The 25,864-nt window shown below is 52.9% G+C and carries 18 protein-coding genes; 15 read left to right on the forward strand and 3 right to left on the reverse strand.

All coding sequences use genetic code 11. The features are described from left to right. The first annotated feature begins 10 nt into the window (after positions 1-10). The 10 genes from WLO31_RS04315 to malZ all read left to right on the forward strand — a co-directional run bounded on the left by WLO31_RS04315 (position 11) and on the right by malZ (position 17,336). On the forward strand, positions 11-9,928 hold the full coding sequence (locus WLO31_RS04315) for a hemagglutinin repeat-containing protein (RefSeq protein WP_435929260.1): 9,918 nt from the start codon (positions 11-13) through the stop codon (positions 9,926-9,928). Further along, positions 9,925-10,173, forward strand: a complete 249-nt coding sequence (locus WLO31_RS04320) for a hypothetical protein (protein WP_435929261.1) — start codon at positions 9,925-9,927, stop codon at positions 10,171-10,173. The genes WLO31_RS04315 and WLO31_RS04320 overlap by 4 nt, the downstream gene beginning before the upstream one ends. Before the next feature lie 796 nt (positions 10,174-10,969). Further along, positions 10,970-11,506, forward strand: coding sequence for a hypothetical protein (locus WLO31_RS04325; protein WP_435929262.1), 537 nt, complete (start codon positions 10,970-10,972; stop codon positions 11,504-11,506). Beyond that, positions 11,503-12,207: an EndoU domain-containing protein gene (locus WLO31_RS04330; RefSeq protein WP_435929263.1), complete on the forward strand. Its 705-nt coding sequence runs from the start codon at positions 11,503-11,505 to the stop codon at positions 12,205-12,207. The genes WLO31_RS04325 and WLO31_RS04330 overlap by 4 nt, the downstream gene beginning before the upstream one ends. 10 nt (positions 12,208-12,217) lie before the next feature. After that, positions 12,218-12,472, forward strand: coding sequence for a MafI family immunity protein (locus tag WLO31_RS04335; protein ID WP_435929264.1), 255 nt, complete (start codon positions 12,218-12,220; stop codon positions 12,470-12,472). Positions 12,473-12,669: 197 nt separating this feature from the next. Continuing rightward, a complete protein-coding gene (locus WLO31_RS04340; protein WP_435929265.1) occupies positions 12,670-12,927 on the forward strand; it encodes a hypothetical protein in 258 nt (85 codons plus the stop codon). A gap of 494 nt (positions 12,928-13,421) precedes the next feature. After that, positions 13,422-14,096 carry a CsgG/HfaB family protein gene (locus WLO31_RS04345; RefSeq protein WP_435929266.1) on the forward strand — a complete coding sequence of 225 codons (675 nt, stop codon included), beginning with the start codon at positions 13,422-13,424 and terminating at the stop codon, positions 14,094-14,096. Positions 14,097-14,113: 17 nt separating this feature from the next. Beyond that, complete coding sequence (locus WLO31_RS04350) at positions 14,114-14,473, forward strand: DUF4810 domain-containing protein (RefSeq protein WP_435929267.1); 360 nt, start codon at positions 14,114-14,116, stop codon at positions 14,471-14,473. Beyond that, positions 14,470-15,138: a DUF799 domain-containing protein gene (locus WLO31_RS04355; RefSeq protein ID WP_435929268.1), complete on the forward strand. Its 669-nt coding sequence runs from the start codon at positions 14,470-14,472 to the stop codon at positions 15,136-15,138. The genes WLO31_RS04350 and WLO31_RS04355 overlap by 4 nt, the downstream gene beginning before the upstream one ends. Before the next feature lie 380 nt (positions 15,139-15,518). Further along, complete coding sequence (gene malZ, locus WLO31_RS04360; protein ID WP_435929269.1) at positions 15,519-17,336, forward strand: maltodextrin glucosidase; 1,818 nt, start codon at positions 15,519-15,521, stop codon at positions 17,334-17,336. A 126-nt stretch (positions 17,337-17,462) separates the two neighbouring features. Here malZ and WLO31_RS04365 read toward each other — a convergent pair whose 3' ends face one another. Both WLO31_RS04365 and acpH read right to left on the reverse strand, forming a co-directional pair. Continuing rightward, positions 17,463-18,065: a peroxiredoxin C gene (locus WLO31_RS04365; RefSeq protein WP_435929270.1), complete on the reverse strand. Its 603-nt coding sequence runs from the start codon at positions 18,063-18,065 to the stop codon at positions 17,463-17,465. A 200-nt stretch (positions 18,066-18,265) separates the two neighbouring features. Continuing rightward, positions 18,266-18,847, reverse strand: coding sequence for an ACP phosphodiesterase (acpH, locus tag WLO31_RS04370; RefSeq protein ID WP_435929271.1), 582 nt, complete (start codon positions 18,845-18,847; stop codon positions 18,266-18,268). A 104-nt stretch (positions 18,848-18,951) separates the two neighbouring features. On the opposite strand from acpH, the gene queA reads away from it, so the two are divergent. The 5 genes from queA to secF all read left to right on the forward strand — a co-directional run bounded on the left by queA (position 18,952) and on the right by secF (position 24,440). Then, on the forward strand, positions 18,952-20,022 hold the full coding sequence (gene queA, locus WLO31_RS04375; RefSeq protein ID WP_435929272.1) for a tRNA preQ1(34) S-adenosylmethionine ribosyltransferase-isomerase QueA: 1,071 nt from the start codon (positions 18,952-18,954) through the stop codon (positions 20,020-20,022). A gap of 80 nt (positions 20,023-20,102) precedes the next feature. After that, complete coding sequence (gene tgt / locus WLO31_RS04380; RefSeq protein ID WP_435929273.1) at positions 20,103-21,230, forward strand: tRNA guanosine(34) transglycosylase Tgt; 1,128 nt, start codon at positions 20,103-20,105, stop codon at positions 21,228-21,230. Between the two features lie 21 nt (positions 21,231-21,251). Beyond that, positions 21,252-21,584 carry a preprotein translocase subunit YajC gene (gene yajC / locus WLO31_RS04385; protein ID WP_435929274.1) on the forward strand — a complete coding sequence of 111 codons (333 nt, stop codon included), beginning with the start codon at positions 21,252-21,254 and terminating at the stop codon, positions 21,582-21,584. 26 nt (positions 21,585-21,610) lie between these two features. Continuing rightward, positions 21,611-23,458, forward strand: a complete 1,848-nt coding sequence (gene secD, locus WLO31_RS04390) for a protein translocase subunit SecD (RefSeq protein ID WP_435929275.1) — start codon at positions 21,611-21,613, stop codon at positions 23,456-23,458. A gap of 10 nt (positions 23,459-23,468) precedes the next feature. Beyond that, positions 23,469-24,440: a protein translocase subunit SecF gene (gene secF / locus WLO31_RS04395; RefSeq protein WP_435929276.1), complete on the forward strand. Its 972-nt coding sequence runs from the start codon at positions 23,469-23,471 to the stop codon at positions 24,438-24,440. Between the two features lie 330 nt (positions 24,441-24,770). Here the strand turns inward: secF and WLO31_RS04400 are convergent, their stop codons facing one another. Further along, positions 24,771-25,655: a nucleoside-specific channel-forming protein Tsx gene (locus tag WLO31_RS04400; RefSeq protein WP_435929277.1), complete on the reverse strand. Its 885-nt coding sequence runs from the start codon at positions 25,653-25,655 to the stop codon at positions 24,771-24,773. Positions 25,656-25,864 lie beyond the last annotated feature (209 nt).

Here is a 25,864-nt window from a genome sequence, read left to right on the forward strand (position 1 = left end):
AGAAAAGATTATGGATAATCATCAGCACCCGGTTCGCCTGCATCACCGTCTCCTGAGCTGGGCCATCAGCGCCATGCTGGCGACCCAGCCGCTTCTGCCTGCCGTGGCCGCAACGCTTACGCCGTCTGCGCCGGGCATACAAATCGACAAAGCGGGCAACGGCGTGCCGGTGGTGAATATCGCCACGCCGAACGGGGCGGGGATTTCCCATAATCAGTTCAAAGATTACAACGTCGGCAAAGAGGGGATCATCCTCAACAACGCCACCGGCCAGCTGAACCAGACGCAGCTGGGCGGGCTTATCCAGAATAACCCCAACCTGAAAGCGGGCCAGGAAGCTCGCGGCATTATTAACGAAGTGAACGGCGGCAACCGCTCCCAGCTTCAGGGGTTCACCGAAGTCGCGGGCAAAGCGGCGAACGTGATGGTCGCCAACCCATACGGCATTACCTGTAACGGCTGCGGATTTATCAATACGCCGAACGTCACATTGACCACCGGTAAGCCAGTGTTTGACGCAAGCGGCAACCTGCAATCCCTGAATGTCACTAAAGGCGCCATAACAATTGAAGGCCAGGGCCTGAACGCCAGCCAGACAGATGCGCTGTCAATCATTGCCCGCGCTACAGAAGTGAATACCGCCATTCATGCCAAAGATTTGAAAATTATCGCCGGAGCGAACCGGGTTGATGCAAAGGGTAACGCCACGGCGATAGCCGGAGAAGGCGCCGCGCCCGCCGTTGCGGTGGATACCGGCGCGCTTGGCGGCATGTACGCCAACCGTATACGGCTGGTTTCCAGTGAAAAGGGCGTCGGCGTTAATCTGGGCAATCTGAATGCGCGGCAGGGCGATATCTCGCTTGATACCAGCGGAAAACTATCAATTAAAAACAGCCTTGCCAGCGGCAGCCTGAGCGCGAAAGGTCAGTCGGTCACGCTTGCCGGAGAGCATAAAGCGGGCGGGCCAATGACTATTGCGGCACAAAACGACGTGGCGACGGAGGATGCGCAGCTTGCCAGCGACGGCAGCCTTTTCCTTAGCGGCAACGGTAACGTCACGCTTAAAAACAGCAGGCTGACCGCCGGGAGAAACCTTAACGTCAGAGCGGGTAATCTGACCCAAGACAGCGCCAGCCGGGGCGACGCAGGTAGCGATATCAATATTGCGCTTACGGGCACGGCAACCACTCAGGGCCAGATTGTCGCCGGTAAAAACGTGGCGCTGAAAGCCGCAAAGCTAAATCATTCGGGCCTGCTGGCGGCGAACGGTGATGCGCGTCTCGATACTCCGGTGCTGAACAACCGCGGCAGTGTACAAAGCCAGAAAAACCTGGCGGTGAGCGGCTCCTCGCTGAATAACAGCGGAAAAATGCTCGCCGGTAGCGGGTTGGATATCGCCACGCAAAATCTGACGCAAAGCGGCACGATTAGCGCAAAAGGCCCCGCTAACCTCACCGTTACGAACAGGTTAACTAACGCGGTGGGCGGGCAAATTCTCTCCGATGATGCGCTGGTACTGCATGCCAGTGATATCCGGCAAAGCGGTACGCTGCTGGGCAAAAAGTCGCTGGCAGTGACCGGCGGGCAGCTGAACGCCACAACCGGATCGTTAACCACCAGCCAGGGGGATATTTCGCTAAGCGCGACTGACACGACGCTGGACGGGGACGTTATCGCGAATGGCAACCTTGCGGCGCAGGCGACACGGCTCGGTACGCAGGCAAACGCGCGTTTACAAAGTGACGGAACGATTACCTTAAAGGCCCAAAACGCCACCCTTAACGGTACGCAAACGGCAAAAGAGAACCTTAGCGTGACGGCAGACAGGCTGGTTCACAATGGCAAAAGCCATGCGGCGGCGGTCAGCTTTAACGCCACCGCGCTGAGCAACAGGGGAATACTCACCGCACCATCCCTGAACCTCACAGCAAAGCATTTGGTCAACGAGGGACAATTGCAGGGCGATCGTCTGCTTACGCTTAGCGCCACACAATTTGACAACCTCGCGGGCGGCAGTCTTTACAGCGCCTACAGCCTGGCATTAAATCTGCCGCAGTTTACCAACGCCGGGATTATCGCCAGCGATGGCGATATCAGTTTACAAACCGATGCGCTGACCAACAGCGGGGTTATTAGCAGCGGCACAAAGGCGCAGCTTGCCGGCAACAGCCTGAATAACTCAGGGGAAATCAACGCCGCAGCGCTCGATCTGAACTACTCGCAGGTGCTTAACCAGGCTCCGGGTTTGCTGCTGAGCAAAAGCCTTCTCGGTCTGAAGGCCGGCAGCCTGACTAACCTCGGCACCCTCGCCGGGGAATCGTTACGGCTTAACGCCACGACAGTAAGCAACGGCGGTCTTTTGCAGGGCACGAACGCGCTTTCGCTGCAGGGCGAGCGGATAGATATCGGCGACGGCGGACGGCTTCTGACCGCAGGAACGCTGGCGCTGACCGCTTCTCAACTCACTACAAACGGCGTCCTGCAAGGACAACACGCCAGCGTCACGGCAAACAGCTGGCTGAACGGCGGCTCGCTGCTGGGGACAGAAAGCGTCAGCGTTGATATTGCGAAAAACCTGACAAACCGGGGCGATATTCTCAGCCAGGGAAATACCACGCTCGGGACACAAAGCCTGGATAACAGCGGCGTCGTGATGAGTGCCGGGGAGATGACGCTGAGCGGAAGCGAGTTAAGCAACAGCGGTTCGCTCCAGGCCAGCAACCTGACGTTCGGTCAAACGCAGGTGGAAAACAAAGGCACGATCATTGGCCTGAATCAGCTCACGCTTGCAGCGAGAATGGATATGGCGGCCCCGCTGCTGAAACTGGTTAACAGCGGCAGGCTGCTGACGCAGGGCGCCTTAACCATCAACGGCGGCGATATCAGCAACGACGGTATCTGGCAGGGGCAGAATATTCTGCTCAACGCGCAGCGGCTGGATAACGACGGGGCTATCCAGAGTGCCGATGCGCTTACGCTGAACCTGACGGGCGATCTTTTCTCGGCAACAAACAGCAAAATTACCGCGAACGGCAGAGCCGCGATAAACGCGTTGAACCTGAGCAACGACGGGAAGTGGATCGCTAAGCAGCTTATTCTTACGGGCAATAACCTGAAAAATAACGGCGATATCAGCGGCGTGAACGGCCTGTCGGTGACCCTGAACGACGCATTTAGCCAACGGTCAGGCAAAACGCTGCTGAGCGGCGGCGCGCTGGTCCTGAAAGCGGCTGCGGTAGATAACGGCGGGCAAATTCAGGGGCGTGATGCGCAGATATCCACGGGCAGTCTCAACAACAGCGGGCGCGTGCAGGGCGGCAACACGCTGGTGCTGGACGCAGGGAATAGCCTCAACAACGGCGCGAAAGGCGTAATACTGAGCGAAAAAACGCTGCATATAACCACGCCAGCTCTTATTAACTTCGGCATTGTTCAGGGCGGAGAAAGTACGGTAGTGGATGCAGGGAGTTCAGTACGCAATGAAGGCAAACTGCTTGCCGGAAATGTCCTGACGCTCAATGCGGCCACTTTGAACAATAACGGCTGGCTGCAGGCTACCACTCTGCTGCTGAATGCGGCAGCAGCCAGCAATGCGGGTACGCTGATGAGCCAGCAGGGAACGCTTACGGGTAACGCTTTTACCAACGGCGGCACCGTGCAGGGGGCGGATCTGCTGGTCAACTATAAGCAACTGACCAACGACGGCACGCTGTTTGGCACGAAAAGCCTGACGATTAACGCGGATAAAGTGAATCACCGGCAGACCGGGAAGCTCTACAGCGGCGGCAATCTGCTGCTGACTAGCGCAGGGTTTGACCAGCTCGGGCAGATCATTGCGCTGGGGAACCTGACGCTGAAACTGAGCGACGCCTTCACCGGCAAAAACGTCATTGCGGCCGGCGACATGCTCAGCATCACCAGCAATGGGGCTATCACCAACCAGAGCGTGATGCAGGGCCAGGCGGTTAACCTGAATGCCGGTGGTGTGCTGACTAATAACGCCCAAATCACTACCGGTAGCGGTGACAGTACGCTTTCCGGCAGCCGTATCGCGATGAATGCCGCCGGCATGTTGCAGGCCGGTGGCGACGTTACGTTAAACAGCCGTAGCGATATCAACGTGGACGGATTCCTCGGCACGGCGGGCAGCCTGACGCTTAATGCCGTAGGCAGCCTGCTCAATACCGCGCTGCTGTATGCCGGAAACAATATGTACCTGCTGGCGAACAGCATCAAAAACCAGCGCGGCGATATTCTGGCGGGCAACAGCCTGTGGATGCAGCGCGATATGGCGGGCAACGCCAACGCCGAGGTGGTGAATACCTCCGGCAATATTGAGACGCAAAAAGGCGATATTACTGTCCGGACCGGGTATTTGCTGAATGAAGCCGAAGGCCTGACCATCAGCCAGTATGAACGGGAATATCCGGATGTGATACCTGGACTGAATGGGGGACTGTCTGGCTGGTATTCAGGAGAGAAGAAACCGGATTTTGATGTCGATATAAAAGAATGGAAGCACAACGGAGACAACATTGTCTGGAGAAGCGAGGAGGAATGCGCAGGCAGCGGCGCTATAGGAAGTGGCGGCTGCCGCGATGTCTATTACTACCGCCTGAAAGGGGAAGATACCCGCCGGTACTTATTGGGTGAGTCAGTTGTTTCGGTATCTGCTACAGGTGGTGCCGCACGTATTGCCGCAGGACGAGATCTCGCTATCAATGCCGGCACGCTCGATAACCGCGCGAGTCACATTCTGGCGGAACGTAATGCGACGCTTAAAGGCGATACGCTCAATAACCTTTCTGCTGAAGGTGGACGTCAGGCGATATATGTTAATGCAGAGTATCGTTGTGAGTGGTTTTACAATGACTGTGACAGCAGTCGTTGGCAGCCTTTGGTAAAACTTAATGAAAATACCTGGGCCTGGGCGAGTTCACGAAAATCTGGCGTAGTGCCGTACATTTTAGGTGAAAGAACGACTGAATTTACTCCGGATGGTAGTGCATTGCGCGCCGTTATCCAGGCGGGCGGCAATGTTACTACTAATTTCACCAATGACATCAGCAATACCACCACGACGGCCAACGCAGGCGGCGTCAGCAACACTATTTCCGCGCCGACGCTAAACACGCTCAGCACGCAATCTATTGATAACGCGCAGCAGGGGATCGATCTTGCCAGCGCGAATGCAGCGGCAGTTAACTCGCCAGAATGGCACGACAACCTCGCAAATGCCGTAGCGCAAATCAGCGGCGGCAACAGCTTAAGCCAGCAGCAGGGTGGTCTTTATCCGCTTCCATCCGGCAATAACGGCTATTTCGTTACTTCCACCGATCCGAACAGCCCTTACCTGATCGCTATCAATCCTAAGCTGGACGGTCTGGGCCAGCTCGATCGGAGCCTGTTTGGCGATCTCTACGATCTGATGGGGATCAAGCCTGGCTCTGCTCCGCGTGAGACTAACAGTAACTATACCGACCAGAATAAATTCCTCGGCTCGGCCTACTTCCTCGACAGGCTGAACCTGCACCCGGAGTACGACTACCGTTTCCTCGGCGACGCGGCGTTTGATACGCGTTACGTCAGCAACTATATGCTGCACCAGACCGGCAGCCGCTATATCAACGGCATCGGTTCCGATCTGGATCAGATGCAGTACCTGATGGATAACGCGGCAAATGCCCGGACATCGCTCGGGCTGAAATTTGGCGTGGCGCTGACCGCCGCGCAGATAGCCGCCCTTGATAAGAGCATCATCTGGTGGGAAGCCGCCACGGTGAACGGCCAGACGGTGATGATGCCAAAAGTTTACCTGTCGCCCAAAGACGTGACGGTCAGCAACGGCAGCGTGATAGCCGGGAATAACGTCCAGCTTGCGGGCGGTAACATCACCAACAGCGGCAGCACGCTGACGGCAAACAACAACCTGAGTATCGACAGCCAGAACAGCGTCAGCAACCTGAATGCCGGGCTGATAAACGCGGGCGGCAACCTTAAGCTGGACGCGCTGGGCGATATCAACAATATCGGCTCGATGATAGCGGGCAAGACGGTGGCGCTTGAGAGCATCGGCGGCGGCATCAGTAACGTCACGCTCACCGAACAGTGGAAAGTCGGTGGCAGTGGTCGCAGCGGCAATATTCATCTGAGCGGCACTGATTCAGGCCCGACGGCAAGTATTACGGCAAGCGACGGCCTGAGCCTGAGCGCCGGGAAGGACATCAGCATCACGGGGGCGAACGTCGGAGCAGGCGGCAGTCTGCTGATGCGGGCGGACGGCAATATCAGCGTCACCGCCAATGAAATGAGCAGCAGCTACAGCCAGTCGGACTTCCGGGGCCGGGAGGTAACGGGCAAAGCGGCCGTCACCCACCAGGGTAGCACCCTCACCGCAGGCGGCAGCATGGGGATGCAGGCGGGCAACGACCTGACGCTTGCAGCCAGCGCGGTGAATGCGGGCGGCAACGCGACCCTGGTGGCGGGCAACGACCTGAACCTTAACGCCGCGCAGACCGGCGAAAGCGCCAGCCGGGGCAAAAGCGAAACCCACAGCACGGATATTGCCCGCACCACCGTCAGCAGCGGCGGCGACCTTCAGCTTGCCGCAGGCCGGGACATCACCAGCCAGGCGGCGGGTCTTGCCGCAGAAAATGATGTGGCGATGCAGGCCGGGCGCGACGTGAACCTGCTGGCGCAGGAAACCACGGAAGGGAGCAGCTACAAATCCAGTAAGAAAAAGGAAATCACGGAATCCGTTCGCCAGCAGGGCACGGAAATCGCCAGCGGCGGAAATACAAAAATTATCGCAGGCCGGGATGTTAACGCCGAAGCCGCCCAGGTCATCGCCAGCGGGGATATCGGCGTCGGTGCGGACCGGAACATCAACCTCACTACCGCCACCGAAAGCGATTACCACTACAAGGAAGAGACGAAAACCAAAAAGGGGTTTCTGAAAAAAACCACGACGCATACGGTAGAAGAAAACAGCGCGACTTATGAGAAAGGCAGCTCCCTGAGCGGTAATAATGTCTCGCTTACTGCCGGTAACGATCTCACCGTCAAAGGCTCAAATGTTATCGGTGATGGTGCCGTAACGTTAAAGGCAGGAAATGATGTCAACGTTCTGGCGGCAACGGAAGAGCAGTCGACCTATCGCCTGAAAGAGAAGAAAAAGAGCGGCCTGATGGGGAGCGGTGGCCTCGGTGTGACTGTCGGCAGCAAATCTTCACGCCATCAGGTGAACGAAGACGGCATCACTCAAAGTCAGAGCGTCAGTACCGTTGGCTCTACCGGGGGGAATGTCAGCATTATCGCCGACGGTAAAGCACATATCAGCGGCGCGGATGTGGTTGCCGCTAAAAATCTCAATGTGGTGGCAGGCGAAATTCAGGTTGATCCAGGTAACGATCTACTGCGACGGCAGGAGCGCTACGAGCAGAAGCAAAGTGGGGTCACGCTGTCGGTGTCATCAGCGGTGACGGACGCGGCGATGGCGGCAAATAATGCGTTCAAACGCGGCGAAGAGGTCAGTGACGATCGTCTGAAAGCGCTGTACGCCGTGAAGGCCGCAGAGAACGCATGGATTGCGGGGTCCGCAGGCGTTGCTGTTGCAGACGCTGTTGCTCAGGGAAATATGAATGCGGTAAAAGTTGAGGTCAGCGTCGGCTCTGGTAAAGCCACTTCTGAATCTGATTTAACGCAGAATCAGGTACGCGGCAGCAATCTCAGTGCAGGCGGTGATGTCACGATGGTTGCCACAGGCGGAAAAGGCACCAGTGGCGATCTGCACATTACGGGAAGCGGTGTCACGGGCGATAAGGTGACGCTGGTTGCGCAAAACGATCTGTTACTGGACGCCGCGACCAATAATAGCGAGCAGAGCAGCAAAAATAACAGCAGCGGCTGGAATGTGGGCGTGCATATGTCGCTGGGACAGGAAACCGGGATTGGCGTATCGGCCAGCGGCTATCAGTTGAAGGGAACAGCGGACGGTAAAAGCACGGAATACGTTAATACGCGGGTCAATGCCCGCGATGAACTGAGCATGAGCAGCGGGCGCGATACGGTGATAGCGGGTGCGCAGGCACTCGGTGAGAAAATCACCGCCGGTGTCGGGCGCGACCTGGTGATAAGCAGCCTTCAGGATACCGACGAATATCACAGTAAGCAGACCGATGTCAGCGGCGGGGCGAGCTTTACCTTTGGTTCGATGACCGGCTCGGCATCAATGAGCATCAACAAAAGTAAAATCGACAGTAATTACGCCAGCGTGGGCGAGCAGAGCGGTTTATTTGCCGGGGATAAGGGCTTCGATATTAATGTCGGTAAGCACACTTGGCTTGATGGCGCGGTGATTGCCAGTACGGCCACGGCGGATAAAAACCATCTTGATACCGGCACGCTGGGCTGGAATGCCATCGAAAACAACGCCGATTACAGCGCCAGCAGTAAAGGTATCTCAGGTGGTTTCTCCTCAGGCAACAACAACGCAGGAGAGCGCGTAAACAGCGGCGGTGCCGTACCGATAATCGGTACTGGCAGTCACGGCGACGCCACCGGTACCACCCAGTCGGCAATTGCGGCGGGCAGTATTACGGTACGTGACGAGGCTGACCAGAAGCAGGACGTGGCCGGGCTTTCCCGCGATACCGACAGTGCCAACGGCAGTATCGACAAGATTTTCGATAAGAAGAAAATTGAAGAGCAGCAGGAGCTGGCCGCCGTATTCGGGCAGATGACTAATCAGGTGGCTGGCGACCTCGGCGTGGCAATGGGCTGGAGTGCCGACAGCAAAGAAAAAGCGGCTATCCACGGCGTAATCGGCGCGATTCAGGCCAGCTTCGGCGGCGGTAACGCGCTGGCAGGAGGAATAGCCGGGCTGGGCAGCGAGGTGTTCGGCCAGTTAGTGAACGACTACCTGAGCAGCCACACCACGCTGGACGGCAGTCAGAAAGCCGCCATCACCCAGTGGGCGGCGGCGGTAAGCGGCGGCGCAATGGGTGGGGTGATTGCGGGCAGTAACGGTGCGCAGTCGGGCGCGGCGGCATCTTTGGACTCGGTGCGATTTAACTACCTGGATCACAAAGAGGCGGAACGGAAGTTACAGGTCGAAAGCCAGTTGAAAAGTGGCGATCTGAAACCTGAACAACGACAGGCGCTACAGGAAGAGCTGGCGAATATTAATGCGACGGATAAGGCTCGTGACGAGCTTATCGGCGATATCTGTTCGCAGGGTAACAAGAGCAGCGCAGCCTGTACGCAACTGGTGGTGAAGGCGCAGACGGCCCTCGGTAGCTATGATGGAAGTGCTTCCTACAATCTAAAATATAAAGATATTTTTCCGGAAGACTATGCGAATGCCTCCGCAATTATGCAGGGTCTGGATGCGGGGAGTATCACGCGGGATGCGGCAATAGTGGGTATTGCTGAAAAGACCGGGAAGCCATGGTTGGAAGTAGCGAAGACCTATGATGATGTGATGCAGTTGCATGCTATTGCCAGCATTATTGCCGGGAGTAAAATGTCACTTGATGGCGTACTGCCGGGTAAAGGTGGGGGAGCAGCTACAGGAAATAAACTTTCTTATGTTGAAGAACCGCCTTTTAAATCTTCAGGTACAGCAGGTGCAGCCCAACCATGGTCAACAAAAGGTCGTATAAAACATGTTGAATTACCAACGCAAGGTAAAATTCGTTTTGTTCCAGATAGCAATTATTCTCCGAGTAACCCATTGCCAAGAGGACCTAACAATGGCTATATCGATAAATTCGGTAACGAGTGGGTAAAAGGTCCGTCACGTACAGCAGGTCAGGCATTTGAATGGGATGTTCAACTATCACCAAAAGGTAAAGCACAGCTTGGCTGGGCGACTAGAGATGGTTCACACATAAATATATCTTTGGATGGGAAGGTAACTCATAAATGAATAAAAATGATTTATTGCATGAAAAAAAAATTGATTTTTATCAAGAGGTTGAAATATTGCCAAGTTGTAACCCTAAGAATAAAAAATTTATTGGAAAGAAAGGCGGGGTGATGGGGGTTAGCGAAGAGAATGGTGTTCTCTATGGATATTCCATAAAGCTTTATGAAGAGGAATACCTTTTGTCTTTTGATAAAGATGAGATAGTTGCAACAGGTAAACAACTCAAGCAAGATGATTTTTATTAATGATAGTTTCAGTTACTACTGATCATTAATAATCCTTGGCTGATGGATATTCCCTTATATATACAGCCAGCAGAGCCTGGCTAATATCGCGGAACAGGATCCGAGGTTAACAACAGGTAGCACTCACAATATTGAAAGGTCTGCTCAAAATTCGAAAGACCTCAATACGTTGGGTATAAATAATGAACAGTCACTCATCAATATATTTAACCAAGTGGCTAAGGAGGGTACTTTGATATCTCAGAAATCTAATGATTTTGGGACGACGGTCACTAAATCTATTAATATCTCTGATAAAGGGTCGATAAATGTCAGCTTCTTTTATACCGGTGGTGATTTGAGTTCTACACCAAAAATTACAATATTGATTCCTAAAGTATCGAGTAAAAACAAATGATTGATATTAAAATGGTTGATAGGGATTATTTCCATACAGGTAGTTGTTTTTTTCAATATAAAAAATCAAACCACGGTGAAAAATATTTCATTGTCTAGTTTTTTATAGATTTGAGTTAACTAATGATTATATATTTATTGTATGTGAGGTGGCGGTATTAATAATTTTTAAGCAAACCCTACAGCAGCGTAACTGCCTGAGTTTCATTGAATTCATAGACCATGTGGAAATTATTGGAGATATTTTATATGTATATTTTATAAATGGTGATAGCGATGCTTTTTCATATTAATTATTTTAACGGTAAATGATGATAATATTCCAAGAATACTCGGTTGGCGCTGGTTAATTTGACAGAAAGTTGAAGAGCAGCAGGAGCTGGCCGCCGTATTCGGGCAGATGGCTAATCAGGTGGCTGGCGACCTCGGCGTGGCAATGGGCTGGAGTGCCGACAGCAAAGAAAAAGCGTCTATCCACGGCATAATCGGCGCGATTCAGGCCAGCTTCGGCGGCGGTAACGCGCTGGCAGGAGGAATAGCCGGGCTGGGCAGCGAGGTGTTCGGCCAGTTAGTGAACGACTACCTGAGCAGCCACACCACGCTGGACGGCAGTCAGAAAGCCGCCATCACCCAGTGGGCGGCGGCGGTAAGCGGCGGCGCAATGGGTGGGGTGATTGCGGGCAGTAACGGTGCGCAGTCGGGCGCGGCGGCATCTTTGGACTCGGTGCGATTTAACTACCTGGATCACAAAGAGGCGGAACGGAAGTTACAGGTCGAAAGCCAGTTGAAAAGTGGCGATCTGAAACCTGAACAACGACAGGCGCTACAGGAAGAGCTGGCGAATATTAATGCGACGGATAAGGCTCGTGACGAGCTTATCGGCGATATCTGTTCGCAGGGTAACAAGACAGCGCAGCCTGTACGCAACTGGTGGTGAAGGCGCAGACGGCCCTCGGTAGCTATGATGGAAGTGCTTCCTACAATCTAAAATATAAAGATATTTTTCCGGAAGACTATGCGAATGCCTCCGCAATTATGCAGGGTCTGGATGCGGGGAGTATCACGCGGGATGCGGCAATAGTGGGTATTGCTGAAAAGACCGGGAAGCCATGGTTGGAAGTAGCGAAGACCTATGATGATGTGATGCAGTTGCATGCTATTGCCAGCATTATTGCCGGGAGTAAAATGTCCGGTGATGAGCTTGTGCCGGGTAAGAGTGCAGCGAAGCCGGATGCAGTTAGAAATCCAGAAGTAACTATTTCACCGGGAAATCAGAAGTATGTTGATATTCTTTCTCCAGAAGCGAAGCAGCATATTTTATATGGTGATAGCCCTACGCAGGGAGGACACTTGTATCCTGGGAACTCAGGAAAAACAGTGTTCCCTAAAGAGTGGTCTGCTGACAAAGTTGTACATGAAATCGGTGATATAGTGACTTCACCGAATACTAAGTGGTTTGCTCAGTCTGGTACTGGTGGCAATTATACTGCTGCTGGGCAACCTGCTCGTTGGGTTGCCTGGGAGGAACGAGAGGGGGTTCGCGTTCGTGTAGTTTATGAGCCAGCTAATGGAAAAGTTATTACAGCTTTTCCTGATGATAAACCGACGCCTCCGGCTCTAAAACCAATAAAAAAATGAGATAACCAGGATGAATTTTGATAACGAGATAATTAAGCTAGGAGAAGGGTTAAAGGATCGACTTGATCCTTCTTTAATTGACTTTACATTGGATTATATCAGCCATTCTGAGACTATATTAGCTTTTGAAACTCTCTGTGATTATATTGCTGATTATGAAGTCAAGGTAAATAAAGATGAATATGGAAAAATAATTCATATAGCAAATGGGCTAGGGTTAGCGATAACTAGTCGATATACATATATTGATCCAGAAAAAATATAGAGTTAAATATACTTTAATCCCGGGTAACTCACTGGGATTTTTTGTCTGTTATTTAGTTAGTTACCTGATCTTCTTTGCGGTTCGCTGCTCATCTCAATCAATTCATCTATCTGCCGCTGCGTAATCGGCGCGATTCAGGCCAGCTTCGGCAGCAGTACGCGGCGGCGGAATTGGTGGGGTGATTGCGGGCAGTAACGGTGCGCAGTCGGGCGGCGGCATCTTTGGATGCGGAGCGCTACAACCGTCAGCTGCATCAGGATGAACGTGCTGAAATCAAAAAGCTGGCGAACGGGGATGAAGAGAAAGAGCTGCGCCTGTTAGCGAAAGCCTGTCGCCGGGTGGACTGTGCCGCTGAGTTTGCGCTTAACTCCGAAGAACGCACGTATTATGAGGCCCTGATACAATGGCTGGTATCGCCACAGTGCTTGCGGTGGTATCAGCCCGGAATGATTTGAAAACCAGAGTCTCGCTTCGGGCTGTATCCACGTTACGTTATGTGGGTAGATCTAATTCATTAAAGTCCTCAAACACTAGCCGTCATTCCCAAACGGGGATGCATTTGACTTATCAAAAAATAACGCTTGCATGCTTACTGATAATATCATGATTAAGATGCGTTTATTATGTGACATTGACTGCTATTCATCTAATTTATAGTTGTAAATCATTGGAGAGTGGATTTTTCCAGATGATTATATATCTTCTCGTGGTTTGGTGGGAATCGTTAGCTTTTCATGTATTAACTTGCTAATAAATAAGAAAAATAATTGAATTAATTTATGCTAATTATCGCTAGGATCTAAGGGTGCAGATCCTGTTTCAGACCAGGATTTGAGTAGCCATCACCATTCCTGACTGGACAGTGCGAGCAGTTCAATCGGATCTTCACTGGCATTAATCTGTTTTTACAGAGGACAAAAAATTTTTTATTTAAAAAGGGAATTTTTTAATGTTAAAAAAAATAATAATCGCTGGAGTTTGTGGCGTGGCGGCTCTGACAAGTGGCTGTGCGTCAGAATCATCCCGTTCTGATGAAGTCGCGAAGGTTACCAGCGCCAGTACGCAATGGCACGGTCTCCGTATCCCGATATCTATTGGAAAATTTGATAACCGTTCTCACTATATGAATGGTATTTTCTCAGACGGTATAGATCGGCTGGGAAATCAGTCAAAAACCATTTTGATAACTCATTTGCAGCAAACCGGACATTTCAACGTCCTCGATCGTGCTAATTTGGCAGAAATCAGGAATGAAGCACAAATTAATGGTAAAGGACAGCAACTGAAAGGCGCTACCTTTGTTATTACGGGCGATGTAACTGAGTTTGGTCGAAAAGAAACGGGCGATCGCCAGTTGTTTGGCATTCTTGGTCGAGGTAAAACTCAGGTAGCATATGCCAAAGTCGCATTAAACGTTGTTAATGTTAAAACCTCAGAAGTAGTATTTTCGTCGCAGGGAGCAGGTGAATACGCGCTATCGAATCGTGAAATCGTGGGGTTTGGTGGCACAGCAAGCTATGACTCAACTCTGAACGGTAAAGTGCTGGATCTGGCAATTCGTGAAGCCGTAAATAATCTGATTGCCGGAATTGATAATGGTAGCTGGAGCTCCGGAAGTAACTAATACAAGGATGACATAAGTTGAAAAATATAAATAAAATTGGTTTGTGGTTAATTGTTATTGTACTGACAGGATGTGCAAAGCAGGAACCAAAAAAAATATACTACTGGGGTAATTATCAGGATACATTGTATAGCTTCTACGCTAATGATTCGTCATCAGAAGCGCAAATTGGTGCTCTACAAGCTATTGTCGAAAAAGCAAAAGCCACAGCTAAACCGGTTCCTCCGGGATTACATGCCCAGCTAGGCATGCTTTATAGCAATACGGGTAAAATGGATCTTGCGATTGCTGAATTTAATAAAGAAAGGATGTTATTCCCGGAATCAACTCCATATATCGATTTTCTCACCAGTAAAGACAAAGGAAGTCTGAAATGAAACCATTATTTGCATTATTAATTTTTGCATTCAGCCTCATTTTAACGGGCTGCGCAAAACCAACGCCGGTGCAGTCTAAAGATTACTCCGCATTTAAAGAAAGTAAGCCTCGCAGCATTTTAGTGTTACTACCTAAGAATCATTCAACGGATGTTGATGCAAGCCATGGTTTTCTCTCTGTAGTGACCCACCCCCTGGCTGAAGGGGGATATTACGTATTTCCGGTTGCGGTGGTAGAAGAGACCTTTAAGCAAAATGGCTTATCAAATGCTGAGGATATTAATGCTGTCAGCATCACCAGATTACATCAGATTTTTGGGGCGGATGCGGTATTGTATTTAAATGTGAAAGAGTATGGTACTTCCTACCAGATTATAAACAGTGATACCAGAGTTTCCGCCAGCGCCAGATTAGTGGACTTACGCACAGGTAAAGAGTTGTGGAAAAAATCTGCCACGGCTTCATCCAACGAAAATGACGGTAATTATAATAATGGCCTGTTGGCTATGGTTGTGAACGCCGCCATTCAACAAATAGTAAATACCGCAGGCAATAAATCATATGAAATATCAGGTATTACAAGCGCCCGCTTATTAAGCGCAGGTTCGTCCGGCGGATTACTGTATGGGCCTCGTTCTCCAGAGTATGCAAAGGCAACTATGTAACAGGTGTAATGATATTTTTAAGAGGCTGTATTAGACAATGATGTAGCCTCCCCCATTGCCTTCATAGTCGATGCAGCGTCAGTAATCGACCCGTTTCAGAACCCATCTGAAACCAATGGCCGCCTTTACTGCCGGGTGAGGAATGTCTGCGTTGCAGATTACGGCACCGAGTGCTTTCAAAGAGCATAAAATAGAAGGGCTGATAAATTTTGTGGTGCTTACCGCCTGGCATTACTCTTCTGGCAGGCCCTTTATTTTCGGGCTACCGTTAACCTCTCCGCCCCCGCTTTCCTCCCCCAAATTAAACGAGAATGAGGAGTGACGCAGCTACCGGCTGTGGCAAGGTGGCGTCAATTTTTAGACTCGGGAACGATAATACTATGTTGAACGCCTGGCACCTTCCGGTTGCGCCATTTGTGCAAACTCGTAAAGAGAAGCTTCATATCACCCTTTGGCTGGCGGGCGACGATCTGCCGGAACGCGTGGTGCTGCGCGGCGAAAAGGATAACGAAGAAACCTCAATTGCCATGACGCGGCAGAAAAACGCGCCTTATGAAGGCGTGGTTGCCTGGAGCGGCGCAATCGATCTCCATGACGGCCAGCCGCGCAGACGTTACAGCTTTAAGCTCTTATGGCTCGACAGGCAGCGCTGGTTTACCCCGCAGGGTTTCAGCCCGATCCCTCCGGCGCGTCTCGAACAGTTTGCTTTCGATGCGCCGGATGAAGGGCCGCAGTGGGTTCAGGATCAGGTGTTTTACCAGATATTCCCGGATCGCTTTGCCCGCAGCCAGCCGCGCAAGGCCGGGCAGGATCAAATTTATTACCATCACGCCGCGAAGCGCGAAATCATTCTGCGCGACTGGGACGAGCCGCTGAGCGGAGAGGCGGGCGGATCAACGTTTTACGGCGGCGATCTGGACGGCATCAGCGAAAAGCTGCCGTATCTGAAGAAGCTGGGTATTACCGCGCTTTACCTTAATCCGGTGTTTACCGCGCCGAGCGTGCATAAGTACGACACGCAGGACTACCGGCACGTTGATGCGCAGTTTGGCGGCGACCACGCGCTACTCCGTCTGCGCAAGAATACGCAGCAGCAGGGAATGCGTCTGGTGCTGGATGGCGTATTCAACCACAGCGGCGACACGCATCCGTGGTTTGACCGTCATCAGGCTACCGAAGCCGGAGCCTGTAATAACCCGCAATCGCCTTGGCGGGATTTTTACAGCTTCTCGGAAGAGGGGCGCGCGCTGGACTGGCTCGGTTATTCCAGCCTGCCGAAGCTGGATTACGGTTCTGAATCGCTGACAGAAGAAATTTATCAGGGCGAGGACAGCGTGGTGCGCCACTGGCTGCGCGAGCCGTGGGGCATGGACGGCTGGCGTCTGGACGTGGTGCATATGTTAGGTGAAGAGGGCGGGGCGAAGAATAACCTGCTGCACGTCAGCGGCATTACCAAAGCGGCAAAAGAAACCAAAGCGGACGCCTACGTGCTGGGCGAGCATTTTGGCGACGCACGCCAGTGGCTACAGGCGGATGCGGAAGATGCGGCGATGAACTATCGCGGTTTTACCCTCCCGTTATGGGGCTTCCTGGCTCACACGGATATCTCCTACGATCCGCAGAATATTGATGCGCAGACCTGCATGGCGTGGATGGATGCATATCGCGCAAGCCTCTCCCATCAGCAACAGCTGCGCATGTTTAACCAGCTCGACAGCCACGATACGGCGCGCTTTAAATCCGTGCTCGGTAAAGATGTGGCTCGTCTGCCGCTGGCGGTAGTCTGGCTTTATTGCTGGCCGGGCGTGCCCTGCGTTTATTACGGTGACGAGGTGGGCGTAGACGGCGATAACGATCCTTTCTGCCGCAAGCCTTTCCCGTGGAACAGGCGCGATCAGGATCTGGATTTGCTGGCGCTGTACCAGCGTCTGGGTAAACTGCGGCGCCAGAGCAGGGCCCTGCGCCAGGGCGGTTGCCATGTGGCGTATGCCGAAGGGGATGTGGTGGTCTTTGGGCGCGTTTATCAGAACGAACGCGTGCTGGTGGCGATTAACCGCGGGGAGCAAACCAACGTAACGCTGCCGTGGAATCCGCTGTTAAGCGGCAAAGCCTGGACGCAGCTGGAAGGCGAAGCGAAGCTGGATAACCGTGAGCTGTCGCTGCCTGGCGTTTCTGTTGCGGTATGGCGGAGCCTGTAGTTTTTTACTGAAAGACGCTTATGCATCCTGCGATGAGAGCTCGCTAAGCAGGCCGGGTAAGCGTAGCGTCTCCCGACAAATAAAAAGGGCCGCTTGCGCGACCCTTTCTTTAAAAACGTTTAGCGATTACAGCTTAGCAACGTTTTCGCTCAGGTATTTAGCAACGCCGTCCGGAGACGCGTTCATGCCTTCCTGGCCTTTTTCCCACTGAGCCGGGCACACTTCGCCGTGCTCTTCGTGGAACTGCAGCGCGTCAACCATGCGCAGCATTTCGTCGATATTACGGCCCAGCGGCAGGTCGTTAACAACCTGGTGGCGCACGATACCGGCTTTGTCGATCAGGAAGGAGCCGCGCAGCGCAACGCCCGCTTCCGGATGTTCGATGCCGTAAGCTTTCTGGATTTCACGCTTAACGTCAGCAACCATCGCGTATTTCACTTCGCCGATGCCGCCGTTTTCAACAGGGGTTTTACGCCATGCGTTGTGAACGAACTCGGAGTCAAAAGATACACCAACGACTTCTACGCCACGTTTCTGGAACTCTTCGTAACGCTTGTCGAACGCGATCAGTTCAGACGGGCAGACAAAGGTGAAATCCATTGGCCAGAAGAACACGACGGTTGGTTTACCGTTGGTGTGTGCTTTGAAGTTGAAGTTTTCAACGATTTCGCCACTGCCAAGTACGGCTGCGGCGGTAAAATCAGGGGCTGGACGAGTAACCAGGACCATATGTACTCCTGTTAATTTTGTTAAAGTGGGGTTTTACGCAACGGGGGGAGTATAGGGGTTGGCTTCCCTGCAACTCAAGCGTGCTGCGCCAATTAATCAGATAGGTTTTGCCTATTAAAAATTGGTTGTTTGCCAACTGACCAGCCAAAATAGCCCTTTTCTGTAAAAGGGCAAGCAGTTAATGCGCGCCCTGCGATCCTTTACAAACTTTTTTGCTCCGCCAGCGCCATCATACGCGGGTAAAACTGCCAGAACAGCTCTTCAAGCGGCTCATAGTGATCCTCAAGGTCCTGCCAGGAGGCTCGCAACGCGTCCAGTTTTGGTCTACGCGACGCCATGCCGTTGAGAACGTTAGCAATAAACGCCATGTCGCTATAGCGCTCAAGCCAGCGCTCTTCCCACAGATAATTATTCAGGTTGATAAAGCGCGGCGGCGTATCGGGCAGATGCGGTTCAATGTTCGCCCGGGCATGGACAATAAAGTCTGCCAGTTCGATTTGCGGACTGAGTGTTGACCAGTGGCGCGAGACGAAATGGTCCCACATCACATCAAGCGTAATCGGCGAGACGCGGCGCGTTTCAGGGCGAAACCACCGCTTGGCCGTCGTTACTTCGGGAAGCCCATCGGTCAAAACATCCACGCGGCGATGCATATAAATGCCCGCGACGACGTCGGGAGCAAAGCTGTCATCCGGATTACCGCGGACAAAATCTGCCAGCAGGTTGCCCAGCAGCGAACTCTGAGCAAGGCTTGCAAGGTGCAAATGGGCGAGAAAATTCATAAATTACTTTATCCGTATTGGGCTTTATGGCGGCTTACTGGTTGCAGGGAAAGCCCCCTGGCACTAGACTGTACCGCCACTTTTTGAGTCTGAGTTTTTAAGCCATGCGTGTTGCCGATTTCTCCTTTGAATTACCAGAATCCCTGATTGCTCACTATCCGCAGGCGCAACGCAGCGCGTGTCGTTTGCTGTCGCTCGACGGGCCGACGGGTGATTTAACGCATGGCACTTTCACCGATCTGCTCGCTAAGCTCAACCCTGGCGATCTGCTGGTCTTTAATAATACCCGCGTGATCCCGGCGCGCCTATTTGGCCGCAAAGCCAGCGGCGGCAGGATCGAAGTGCTGGTAGAGCGCATGCTGGATGATAAACGCATCCTCGCGCATATCCGCGCTTCAAAGGCGCCTAAGCCGGGCGCTGAACTACTTCTGGGCGATGATGAAAGCGTACACGCCACCATGGTTGCGCGCCACGATGCGCTGTTCGAAGTGCAGTTTGAAGACGAGCGCGGCGTGCTGGATATTCTGAATAGCATCGGCCACATGCCGCTGCCGCCGTATATCGACCGCCCGGATGAAGAGGCGGACCGCGAGCTTTACCAGACCGTGTACAGCCAGAAGCCAGGGGCCGTAGCGGCTCCGACGGCCGGCCTGCATTTTGACGAGCCGCTGCTTGAAGCATTGCGTAATAAAGGCATCGAACAGGCATTCGTTACGCTGCACGTTGGCGCGGGAACCTTCCAGCCGGTGCGGGTAGAGAGTATCGAAGACCACATCATGCACTCTGAATATGCTGAAGTGCCGCAGGAGGTAGTGGACGCCGTGCTGGCCTGTAAAGCGCGTGGCAATAAAGTTATCGCGGTTGGCACCACATCCGTGCGCTCGCTGGAAAGCGCCGCGCAGGCCGCCAAAAATGGTCTGATTGCACCGTTCTTCGGCGATACGCAAATCTTTATCTATCCGGGCTATCAGTACAAAGTTATCGACGCGCTGGTGACCAACTTCCACCTGCCGGAATCAACGCTGATCATGCTGGTCTCCGCTTTTGCCGGCTACAAAAACACCATGCGCGCCTACCAGGCGGCTGTAAATTCCGAATATCGCTTTTTTAGTTACGGGGATGCGATGTACATCACGTACAATCCGCAGGCGATAAACGAGCGCCCTGGCGCTTAACGCAATATTCTGCGCCGCCGGATAACCCGACGGCGTTTTTGTCTTAATCATCAGACTGTTTCTCTGATGCGGGAGGAAATGTGAAATTTGAATTAGATACCACCGACGGCCGCGCGCGCCGCGGCCGTCTGGTGTTTGAGCGTGGTGTAGTTGAAACGCCTGCGTTTATGCCTGTCGGCACCTACGGCACCGTAAAAGGCATGACGCCGGAAGAAGTGCAGGATACCGGAGCGCAAATCATCCTCGGCAATACCTTCCACCTGTGGCTGCGCCCGGGTCAGGAAATCATGAAGCTACACGGCGATCTGCATGATTTTATGAACTGGAAAGGCCCAATCCTTACCGATTCCGGCGGTTTCCAGGTCTTCAGCCTGGGCGATATTCGTAAGATCACCGAGGCGGGCGTGCATTTCCGCAATCCAATCAACGGCGATCCTATCTTCCTCGATCCAGAAAAATCGATGGAAATTCAAAAGGATCTGGGTTCCGATATCGTTATGATCTTCGACGAGTGTACGCCATACCCGGCAGACTGGGATTATGCGAAACGCTCAATGGAGATGTCCCTGCGCTGGGCGAAGCGCAGCCGCGATCGCTTTGATTCGCTTGGCAATAAAAATGCGCTGTTCGGCATTATCCAGGGCAGCGTTTACGAAGATTTACGAGATATCTCGGTAAAAGGTCTGGTAGAGATAGGCTTTGATGGCTACGCTGTCGGCGGCCTGGCTGTTGGCGAACCGAAGGAAGACATGCACCGTATTCTGGAGCACGTCTGCCCGCAAATCCCTGCTGACAAGCCACGTTACCTGATGGGCGTAGGTAAACCGGAAGATCTGGTCGAAGGCGTGCGTCGCGGTATTGATATGTTCGACTGCGTAATGCCAACGCGTAACGCGCGTAACGGACATCTTTTTGTCACCGATGGCGTGGTGAAAATCCGTAATGCGAAGCACAAGGATGACACTTCTACGCTCGATCCTGAGTGTGATTGCTATACGTGTCGCAATTATTCACGCGCTTACTTGCATCATCTCGACCGTTGCAACGAAATACTCGGCGCACGGCTCAACACCATTCATAACCTGCGCTATTACCAGCGCTTAATGGCTGGTTTACGCAAGGCCATTGAAGAGGGTAAATTAGAGCACTTCGTGACTGAGTTCTACGAGCGCACAGGTAAACCAGTTCCACCTTTGAACGTTGATTAATTTAATAATGAGGGAATTTTAATGAGCTTTTTCATTTCTGATGCGGTAGCTGCAACAGGTGCTCCAGCGCAGGGTAGCCCGTACTCTTTGATTCTGATGCTGGTGGTCTTTGGTCTGATCTTCTATTTCATGATCCTGCGTCCACAGCAAAAACGTACTAAAGAACATAAGAAACTGATGGACTCCATCGGCAAAGGCGATGAAGTGCTGACAACCGGTGGTCTGGTGGGTCGCGTAGTGAAAGTTGCTGATACTGGCTACATCTCTATCGCCTTAAACGACACCACTGAAGTGGTCATCAAACGTGATTTCGTAGCTGCCGTTCTGCCGAAAGGCACCATGAAGGCGCTGTAATTTTCGTTTTCCCTAAGGGAACTACCGTGTTAAACCGCTATCCTTTGTGGAAGTACATCATGCTGGTCGTCGTGATTATCGTCGGCCTGCTATACGCGCTTCCCAACCTATATGGTGAGGATCCGGCAGTTCAGATCACTGGCGCGCGCGGCATCGCCGCCAGTGAGCAAACGCTGATCCAGGTCCAGAACACCTTAAAAGAAGAAAAAATCACCGCTAAGTCTGTGGCGCTGTCCGAAGGTGCAATCCTTGCACGCTTTGATACCACCGATACGCAACTGCGCGCTCGTGAAGCGCTGCTGAGCGTGCTGGGCGACAAATACGTCGTTGCCCTTAACCTCGCTCCGGCAACCCCTTACTGGTTAACCAAAATTGCTGCAGAGCCGATGAAGCTCGGTCTCGACCTGCGTGGCGGCGTGCACTTCCTGATGGAAGTGGACATGGATACCGCGCTGGGCAAACTGCAGGAACAAACCACCGAAGGCCTGCGTAGCGACCTGCGTGAAAAAGGCATCGCTTACACCAACGTGCGTAAAGCCGATAACTATGGTGTCGACGTGGTCTTTCGTGACGGCGCAGCGCGCGATGCGGCTGTTTCTTACTTAGGCCCTCGTCACCGCGATCTGGTTATCTCAAACCAGGGCAGCAACGCGCTGCGTGCCGTGATGTCTGATGCACGTTTGAGCGAAGCGCGCGAGTATGCGGTTCAGCAAAACATCAATATTCTGCGCAACCGCGTAAACCAGCTGGGCGTGGCAGAGCCGCTGGTTCAGCGTCAGGGCGCCGATCGCATCGTTGTCGAACTACCGGGCATTCAGGATACCGCCCGTGCGAAAGAAATTCTGGGTGCGACCGCAACGCTGGAGTTCCGTCTGGTTAATACCAACGTTGACCAGTCTGCCGCCGCTTCGGGCCGCGTACCGGGTGATTCTGAAGTGAAACAAACCCGTGAAGGCCAGCCGATTGTCATGTACAAGCGCGTGATCCTCACCGGCGACCACATCACCGATTCCACTTCAAGCACCGATGAGTACAACCAGGCGCAGGTTAATATTTCGCTGGATAGCGCCGGCGGTAACATCATGTCTAACTTCACCAAGGACAACATCGGTAAACCGATGGCGACCCTGTTTGTGGAGTATAAGGACAGCGGCAAGAAAGATGCCACCGGCCGTGCGGTTCTGGTGAAACAGGAAGAAGTGATCAACGTGGCGAATATTCAGTCGCGTCTGGGCAACAGCTTCCGTATCACCGGTATCAATAACGCGAATGAAGCTCGCCAGCTCTCTCTGCTGCTGCGTGCCGGCGCTCTGATTGCGCCTATTCAGATCGTTGAAGAACGTACCATTGGCCCGACTCTGGGTATGGAAAACATCAAGCAGGGTCTGGAAGCCTGTCTGGCGGGCCTCGCGGTTTCCATCATCTTTATGCTCTTCTTCTATAAGAAGTTTGGCCTGATTGCGACCTCTGCGCTGCTGGTTAACCTGGTGCTGATTGTCGGGATTATGTCCTTGCTGCCGGGCGCGACGCTGACCATGCCGGGTATTGCGGGGATTGTGCTAACCCTTGCGGTAGCCGTCGATGCTAACGTGCTGATTAACGAGCGTATTAAGGAAGAGCTTAGCAACGGTCGTTCGGTACAGCAGGCAATCAATGAAGGCTATCAGGGCGCGTTCAGCTCCATTTTCGATGCCAACATTACGACGCTTATCAAGGTCATCATCCTGTATGCCGTAGGCACCGGGGCAATTAAAGGCTTTGCGATCACGACCGGTATTGGTGTGGCGACGTCCATGTTTACCGCTATTGTCGGTACCCGTGCCATCGTAAACCTGTTGTACGGCGGCAAACGCATCAACAAGCTGTCTATCTGAGGAGTGCGTTGTGGCACAGGAATATACTGTTGAACAATTAAACCACGGGCGTAGAGTCTATGACTTTATGCGGTGGGATTACTGGGCTTTCGGCATCTCCGGCCTGCTGCTGATCCTTTCCATCGTCATTATCGGCGTGAAGGGTTTCAACTGGGGCCTGGATTTCACCGGCGGTACGGTCATCGAAATCTCGCTGGAAAAACCGGCCGATCTGGATCAGATGCGCGAAGCGCTGGAGAAAGCGGGCTTTGCCGAGCCGCTGGTGCAGAACTTCGGCAGCAGCCGTGACATCATGGTGCGCATGCCGCCTGCTCAGAGCGAGTCCGGTGGCCAAGTGCTGGGCAGCAAAGTCGTGAGCGTGATTAACGAGGCGACCAGCCAGAACGGCGCGGTAAAACGCATTGAGTTCGTGGGCCCAAGCGTGGGCGCCGATCTGGCGCAGCACGGGGCGATGGCGCTGCTGGTGGCGCTGATTTCCATTCTGGTGTACGTCGGATTCCGCTTTGAGTGGCGTCTGGCTGCCGGGGTGGTTATCTCGCTTGCGCACGATGTGATCATCACCATGGGCGTGCTGTCGCTGTTCCACATCGAAGTCGACTTAACCATCGTCGCCTCTCTGATGTCGGTCATCGGCTACTCGCTTAACGACAGCATCGTGGTATCTGACCGTATTCGTGAAAACTTCCGCAAAATTCGTCGCGGAACGCCTTACGAAATCTTCAACGTGTCGTTAACCCAGACGCTGCACAGGACGTTGATCACCTCCGGCACCACCTTAGTGGTGATTCTGATGCTGTATCTGTTCGGCGGGGCGATGCTTAAAGGCTTCTCGCTGACCATGCTTATCGGCGTCTCTATCGGTACAGCATCTTCAATCTACGTGGCGTCCGCGCTGGCGCTGAAGCTTGGCATGAAGCGCGAGCACATGCTGCAGCAGAAGGTAGAGAAAGAAGGGGCAGACCAGCCGTCCATTCTGCCTTAATCGTTTAACGATTTTGCCGAATGCTAAAACCGCAGCCATCGTGCTGCGGTTTTTTTCGTCTATACTCTGAGGCCGGGCGAAAAAAAGCCAGCGGTTAAGCTGGCTTGAGGCCGGGAGTCCGGACGGTCATGGTGGATGGCGCATTCGCTTATCCACCCTACGTATTGCAGGTCAGGTAAGCCTCAGCGATACCCGACAATAATGACGGACTTAACGATGCCGTTTTGTAGGTCGGGTAAGCGTCAGCGCCACCCGAGATAATGACGAACTTAACGATGCCGTTTTGTAGGTCGGGTAAGCGTCAGCGCCACCCGACATAACGGACAGATATCAGAAGTTATAGCCCACAACCAGGTAGCCGCCCCAGCCGGTAGAGCGCACGCTGAAGTCGCCGTTGCCGAAGTTCAGGCTTGCGTCGTCGTTCCACTGACCGCCGTTGTGCCAGTAACGCGCAACCACGGAGTAGTGCCAGTGGTCGTAGTTCAGCGCAAGGATATGGCTGGAAGCGATAGAGTCGCTGGTGCGCGCATGACGACCGTTGTTGTCGTAGAAGCTGTCATCGCCCAGATCTGAGCCCCAGTCAAAGTTGGTGAAACCGATGTAGCTCAGGTTACCGCCCCACAGGGTGGTGAGCGGCACAAAGTATTTCACCTTAAAGCGGTAGCCATCCCACTCGTTTTCGTTGGATGCGGCATAGTTCTGCCACTGATATTTCGCATACACGTTCATGGACAGGCTCATCGGCAGGCCGGTGTCGATGTCGGTGCCCAGACCCATATACCAGGTGCTCTGACGGCCGGATTTATTGCGGCCCATGTCGTAGATATAGTTGTTGGCGACGTACCATTCTTTGAACGGCCCGAAGCTCAGATCGGCGCCGGTCAGCTTATCAATGGAGAAGCGCGGCTCGATTTCCATAAACAGTGGAGAACCGTGGTTCCAGATACCTTTCGCATCGGTATTGCCGCCGAAGAAGACCGGCGCGTCCAGGTAGCCATAGAAGTCAAACCAGTCTTTTTTAGCGAAAGCTTCGTATTCCAGATAGGTATCGTTACGGATCTGCGGTCCGAAGCGGGTGTGGTAGCTGCCCACCACGTTTACGCTCTGGTGCCACCAGTCAGAAACATATTCGCTGCTTTTAGTATCTTCCGCATTCGCGGAGAAAGAGCTTGAAAGCGCCAGAACGGTGCCGGCCGCCAGAATAATTTTTTTCATATTTTTTGCCACTGTTTTGCATGATTCCCGTGAGGGAGAGGTGAGTCGCTACCCGAAGCCGTCAACCATTGCCCTGGTTTCTCATCGGCGCGCCTATTATAGAAACCCCTGCTCACAAAAAAATGTCTCATTTCACATTATCGTCGCATACGTAATCGATTGCGTTCACGTTTGCATACATTTAAAACGGCGTGATTGTACCTGTCACA

It is taken from the genome of Dryocola sharpae, assembly GCF_051307055.1.
Taxonomy (GTDB): domain Bacteria; phylum Pseudomonadota; class Gammaproteobacteria; order Enterobacterales; family Enterobacteriaceae; genus Dryocola.

What these genes read in the sequence shown, in the direction of transcription:
- WLO31_RS04315 (WP_435929260.1), top strand. Translation starts at nt 11, where the DNA reads ATGGATAATCATCAGCACCCGGTTCGCCTGCATCACCGTCTCCTGAGC.
- WLO31_RS04320 (WP_435929261.1), top strand. Translation starts at nt 9,925, where the DNA reads ATGAATAAAAATGATTTATTGCATGAAAAAAAAATTGATTTTTATCAA.
- WLO31_RS04325 (WP_435929262.1), top strand. Translation starts at nt 10,970, where the DNA reads ATGGCTAATCAGGTGGCTGGCGACCTCGGCGTGGCAATGGGCTGGAGT.
- WLO31_RS04335 (WP_435929264.1), top strand. Translation starts at nt 12,218, where the DNA reads ATGAATTTTGATAACGAGATAATTAAGCTAGGAGAAGGGTTAAAGGAT.
- WLO31_RS04345 (WP_435929266.1), top strand. Translation starts at nt 13,422, where the DNA reads ATGTTAAAAAAAATAATAATCGCTGGAGTTTGTGGCGTGGCGGCTCTG.
- WLO31_RS04355 (WP_435929268.1), top strand. Translation starts at nt 14,470, where the DNA reads ATGAAACCATTATTTGCATTATTAATTTTTGCATTCAGCCTCATTTTA.
- malZ (WP_435929269.1), top strand. Translation starts at nt 15,519, where the DNA reads ATGTTGAACGCCTGGCACCTTCCGGTTGCGCCATTTGTGCAAACTCGT.
- WLO31_RS04365 (WP_435929270.1), bottom strand. Translation starts at nt 18,065, where the DNA reads ATGGTCCTGGTTACTCGTCCAGCCCCTGATTTTACCGCCGCAGCCGTA.
- acpH (WP_435929271.1), bottom strand. Translation starts at nt 18,847, where the DNA reads ATGAATTTTCTCGCCCATTTGCACCTTGCAAGCCTTGCTCAGAGTTCG.
- queA (WP_435929272.1), top strand. Translation starts at nt 18,952, where the DNA reads ATGCGTGTTGCCGATTTCTCCTTTGAATTACCAGAATCCCTGATTGCT.
- yajC (WP_435929274.1), top strand. Translation starts at nt 21,252, where the DNA reads ATGAGCTTTTTCATTTCTGATGCGGTAGCTGCAACAGGTGCTCCAGCG.
- WLO31_RS04400 (WP_435929277.1), bottom strand. Translation starts at nt 25,655, where the DNA reads ATGAAAAAAATTATTCTGGCGGCCGGCACCGTTCTGGCGCTTTCAAGC.